2 protein-coding genes and 1 pseudogene are annotated in these 5,185 nt (G+C 72.4%); 2 read left to right on the top strand and 1 reads right to left on the bottom strand.

Features of this window, described 5'->3' with window-relative positions; translation table 11 throughout:
• Window positions 1-116: 116 nt before the first annotated feature.
• A pseudogene (locus tag ACZ4W5_RS21025) lies at window positions 117-929 on the top strand (amidohydrolase); the annotation flags it as partial.
• Window positions 930-1,118: 189 nt separating this feature from the next.
• Here ACZ4W5_RS21025 and ACZ4W5_RS21020 read toward each other — a convergent pair.
• Window positions 1,119-1,820, bottom strand: a complete 702-nt coding sequence (locus tag ACZ4W5_RS21020) for a TetR/AcrR family transcriptional regulator (RefSeq protein ID WP_465656118.1) — start codon at window positions 1,818-1,820, stop codon at window positions 1,119-1,121.
• 466 nt (window positions 1,821-2,286) lie between these two features.
• On the opposite strand from ACZ4W5_RS21020, the gene ACZ4W5_RS21015 reads away from it, so the two are divergent.
• The gene (locus ACZ4W5_RS21015; RefSeq protein ID WP_465656117.1) at window positions 2,287-5,061 is read left to right on the top strand and encodes an SdrD B-like domain-containing protein; all 2,775 of its coding nucleotides are present in this window, start codon (window positions 2,287-2,289) and stop codon (window positions 5,059-5,061) included.
• Window positions 5,062-5,185: the final 124 nt, after the last annotated feature.

Raw genomic sequence — 5,185 nt, 5'->3', positions numbered from 1 at the left:
CCACCCCCTACTGGCCCCCCCCCCTTCCTGCAAATCTACCCTCCCGGTCCACAGGTTCGTTTGGGGGGCCCCCCTCGCCCGCCCCAAAACCCCCCCCCCCCCTTTTTCCCCCCCCCGCCGAGTTGAGCCACGGCCGGTTCCGGGCCGGCTCGGTGAAGATCATGCAGGACGGCATCGCGGAGAACTTCACCGCCGCGATGACCAGCCCCTACCTGGACGGCTGCGGCTGCGCCACCGCCAACTCCGGCCTCAGCTTCGTCGATCCGGCCGCGCTCTGCGAGTACGTCACCGAACTCGACGCGCTCGGCTTCCAGGTGCACTTCCACGCCCTCGGCGACCGGGCCGTCCGCGAGGCGCTGGACGCCGTCGAGGCCGCCCGGGCGAAGAACGGCCGCCGCGACACCCGGCACCACCTCGCCCACCTCCAGGTGGTGCACCCGGACGACCTGCCCCGCTTCGCCCGGCTCGGCGCCGTCGCCAACATCCAGCCGCTGTGGGCCGCGCACGAACCACAGATGGACGAACTCACCATCCCCTTCCTCGGCCCCGAACGCGCCGCCTGGCAGTACCCCTTCGGCGGGCTCCAGCGGGCCGGTGCCACCCTCGCGGCGGGCAGCGACTGGCCGGTGAGCAGCCCCGACCCGCTGGCGGGCCTGCACGTCGCCGTCAACCGGATGGAACCCGGCGCGACCGACGGCCGGGTCTTCCTGCCCGAGCAGCGCCTGGACCTCGCCTCCGCCCTCGCCGCCTACACCGCCGGCTCCGCCCACGTGAACGGCCACGACGACGCCGGCACGCTCGCGGTCGGGCAACTCGCCGACCTGGTCGTGCTCGACCGCGACATCCTCACCGGCCCCCCGGAGCAGATCGCCGAAGCCCGCGTGCTGCGCACCTACGTGGGGGGTGAACTCGTCCACGCGGCCGAGTGACCGACCAACGGGTCGCCGGGCCGCCGGCCCGGCGACCCGTGCCCGTGTGGCGACCCTGCCGCCCTGCGGCGTGGCGCGTCCCTGCCGTACGGCCTCGGGGCTCCTCGGCCCCTGGGCGCCTTGCCGTCCGCGACGGGCCTCGCGCCTGGCGCCGCCCGCCCCCTCCCGCCCGCTGGGCGGCCTCCCCCCTCAGTCCGCCGCCAGGCGGGCCGCTGCGGCGTCGAGCAGCAGGTCGAGCGCGTACGGGTAGCCGCTGCGCCGCATGTCGGTGGAGAGCAGGTGTGCGGTGGCGGCGATGTGGGGGTGGGTGGCGGCGTCGAGGCGGGCGTAGGAGGCCTGCCAGACCTGGAGGTCTGCCGTGGCCGCGGCGGCGGGGAGGGCGAGGGCGGCGGCGTCCAGGGCGGCGAAGCCGAGGCTCTGGTCGACGAAGGCGTGGTAGATCGCGACGGCCTCCGGGTCGGGGAAGCCGGCGGTGCGCAGCACGCCGAGGATCGTCTCGACCGCGGCCGCCTCGTGGCTGCGTCCGGTGGTGCGGTGGGCGGCGAGCAGGGCGGCCTGGGGGTGGGCGAGGTAGGCGGTGTGGATCCGCAGGCCGATGGAGCGCAGGTCGGCGCGCCAGTCGCCGGTGGGGCGCCAGCCGGCCTGGGCGCGCCCGATGAGCTCGTCGGCGATGGCCAGCAGCAGGTCGTCGGTGCTGTGGAAGTAGCGGTAGACGGCACTGGGGTCGGCGCCGAGCGCGGTGCCGAGCCGGCGGACGGTGAGCGCCTCGGCGCCGTGCTGCCCGACCAGCCGCAGTGCGGTGTCGATGATCAGCTCCCGGGAGAGCACGACGCCCTGCTTGGTGGGTCGCCGCCGACGGCGCTGGGGCTCGGGGACCACGCGTTCGCTCATGCCCGCAGGTTATGTCAGCGGTGTTGACGCAGGACAGGGGTGGGAGGTGCCGTTCGCGGTCGGACCGTGGGGGAGGTCGAGCGCGGGCAAAGGTTGCTCCTGGGGCTGGTGGGTTGGAATGAATCGTGGACGGTTCTGTGCAGGCCGTGACGAATTCCCGGGGCATTCGTAGTGCTGTTCGAGGTTCGGTCACCCTCCGTGGTCGGGCGGCTTTGTCGACTTGGCGCTCATTCCGTGTCGAGAGCTTGTCCGGGCCCGGGTTCCCGCTGGTGAGAGGGGGTGAAACCTGGCCATCCGTCAGGGAAGTCGTGGTGGATACGTCTGACAGGTCATCAAAGTTCCACAATCGACCACCCGGTTGGGTGAAATCCCTTTAAGCTCACGTTAACCACAGCAGTTTCAGGCCACGCTGTGGGCTCCCTCAGGTAGTCGGGCCATTTGGGCTCTTTGGACCATGAGAGCAGGGATGAACACAACGAATGAACTGATGAACGGCGCCGCGCGCGGCCCGGACCGGTCACGGGCGGGCCGGTCCGGCCGCCGCGTCGTGGGCCGGATCGCGGCGCTCGCCGTCGTCGTCGGCAGCAGCTCGCTGGCGGCGGTCCCGGCGGCGGTCTCGCAGACCGGCGACGGGACGGTCACGGTCCGGGTGATCCGGGCCGTGGACGACTCCGGCACCTGGACGCCCGCGCTGGAGCCGAACATGGCGGGCGTCAAGGTGACGCTCACCGACGACGCCGGGGTGTCGATCGACGGCACCACGGCGGCGGACGGCACGGTCACCCTGGCGCCCGCGACCAGCAAGGCCACCGGCGGCAAGTACCGCGTCCAGGTGGTGAATCCGAAGCCGGGCGTGCTGTTCCCGGCCTTCGCCTCCCGCCAGGGCCTGGACGGCGCGCCGAACCAGCTCAGCTCCAACGAGGAGTTCGTCGACCTCGGCGGGGGCAAGAACGTCTCCTACACCACCGGGCTGTGGAACCCGGCGGACTACTGCCAGAAGAACGCTCCGCTGGTGACCGCCTGCCAGACGCCCACCTACCAGGGCAAGTCCGAGCGCACCCTGGTCTCCTTCCCGTACAGCGCGCGCGGTCAGGAGGGCCCGGGCAAGGACGTCGTCGCGACGAAGGTCGCCACCGACGCCGACACCGGAACGATCTTCGGCATCGCCTGGAACAAGGCCGACAAGCGGGTGTTCTCCGCGGCGACGGCCAAGCGCACCACCGACTACGGCCCCGCCGGCTCCGGCGGGATCTACGTCACCGACATGAGCGACCCCACCAAGCCGGGGAAGACGAGCGTCTTCACCACCGTCCCGAACGCGGGCAGCACCGCGCACGGGTCCGGGACGGACGACGCCTTCCTCGACGTCCCCGGGAAGGAGAGCCTGGGCGGCATCAAGATCACCGACGACGGCAAGGACCTGTTCGTCGTCAACCTGAACGACCGCAAGCTCTACCGCTACGACGCCACCGCGCCGACGGCCTCGGCGCCGAAGGCCGCCTACCCGATCCCGGACCCCGGCTGCCCGTCGGCTGCGGACTGGCGTCCTTACGGTCTGGGGCTGCAGGACGGCACCGGCTTCCTCGGCGGGGTCTGCTCCGGCGAGTCCACCGGCAAGCTCACCGACGTGCGCGCCCTGGTCCTGCCGTTCGACCTGGGCACCGGGGCGTTCGGCAAGCCGGTGCTGGACCAGCCGATGGACTACCCGCGGCAGTCCACGGTCGGCAGCGGCCCGTGCGACGGCGCCGGCTGGTTCGCCTGGACCAGCACCTTCCCGGCCTCGCAGAACGGCAAGGTCTGCGGCAACAGCACCATCGCGTTCCCCGAGCCCGAGCTCGGCGAGATCCTGTTCGAGACCGACGGCTCGATGCTGCTGGCCTTCAAGGACCGCTTCGCCGACCGCGGACCGGGCGCCCCGGCGCCCAACTCGGCCACCGTGATGTCCGGCGGCGACCTCAACAAGGCCTGCCCGTCGAACGGCACGTACGTGATGGACGTCAACCTCGGCTGCGGCAAGACCGTCCGCGGTGCCCGGTTCTTCTCCACCGGCTGGGACGCCGTCGGCCACCACAACACGGTGTTCGCCGGCATCGCGCTCTCGAAGGTCGAGAGCACCGTGGCGGGCTCCGCCTTCGACCCGGACCACACCCCGGTCGGCTACGGCACCTCCTTCATGGAGCGGGCGGACGGCAGCCACGACCCGAAGTTCGGGCTGCGGCTGACCCCGGCGGGGACCGGCTCCCCGTTCGGCAAGGGCGCGGCGATGGGTGACCTGGAAGTGCTCTGCGACCAGGCGCCGCTGCAGATCGGCAACCGGGTCTGGTACGACCCCGAGCGCAAGGGCATCCAGAACCCGGGCCAGACCCCGGTCAAGGGCGCCACCGTCAACCTCTACGACGAGTCGGGGAAGGTCCTCGGCACCACGAAGACCACGGCGCGCGGCGAGTACTACTTCGACAACAGCAACGTCCCCGGAGGCCTCAAGCCGCACACCAAGTACACCATCCGGATCGACAACCCCGCCGACTACGCCAAGGGCGGCCCGCTGTACCACTGGGTGCCCACCGACCACGACGTCGGCGACAACCACTTCATCGACTCGAAGGGCATCGTCCCCGCCGGCGCCAAGTTCCCCGAACGGGCGCTGACCACCGGCGGACCGGGCGAGAACGACCACACCTTCGACTTCGGCTACCGCCAGCAGGAGGGCGCGCTCAAGCTGGTCAAGAACGACCAGGACGGCAAGCCGCTCGCCGGTGCCAAGTTCCAGCTCTGGCACGAGACCAACGGCACCGACGGCCTCCAGGCCACCGGGGCCAAGCCGGACACGCCCGTCGGTGACCCGTGCACCACCGGCAAGGACGGCATCTGCCAGGGCACCGGCGTGCCCGGGACGTACTACTGGCAGGAGTTGAGCCCGCCCGACGGCTACTCGGCGCCCGACAACACGGTCTTCGGACCGCTGGTGCTCACCGCCGACAACCTGGAGGACGGGGTCAGCGTCACGGCCGTCAACAAGCTCATCCCCACCCCGACGCCCACCGCCTCGTCGACGCCGACCCCGACGCCGACGACCCCGCCGAGCACGCCGAACCCGCCGGCGCCCGCTCCCGGCGGCGAACTCCCGCACACCGGGGCCAGCAGCGCCATGCCGCTGATCGCGACCGGCGCCGCGGTGCTGATCGCCCTCGGCGCGGGACTGTTCCTGGTGGTGCGCCGACGCCGGGGCCAGCACCAGTAGCCCTGCTGTCGGCCACCCACCCCGGCCTGACGGGGTGACGCCCGGACCGGGGGGGGGGGGGGGGGGGGGGGGGGGGGGGGGGGGGGGGGGGGGGGGTGGGGTGGGGGGGGGGGGCAGGGGGGCG

The organism is Kitasatospora sp. NPDC029367 (assembly GCF_055569135.1).
Note: the sequence above shows the minus strand (reverse complement) of the source record. Positions and strands in the feature narration are given on the sequence as shown.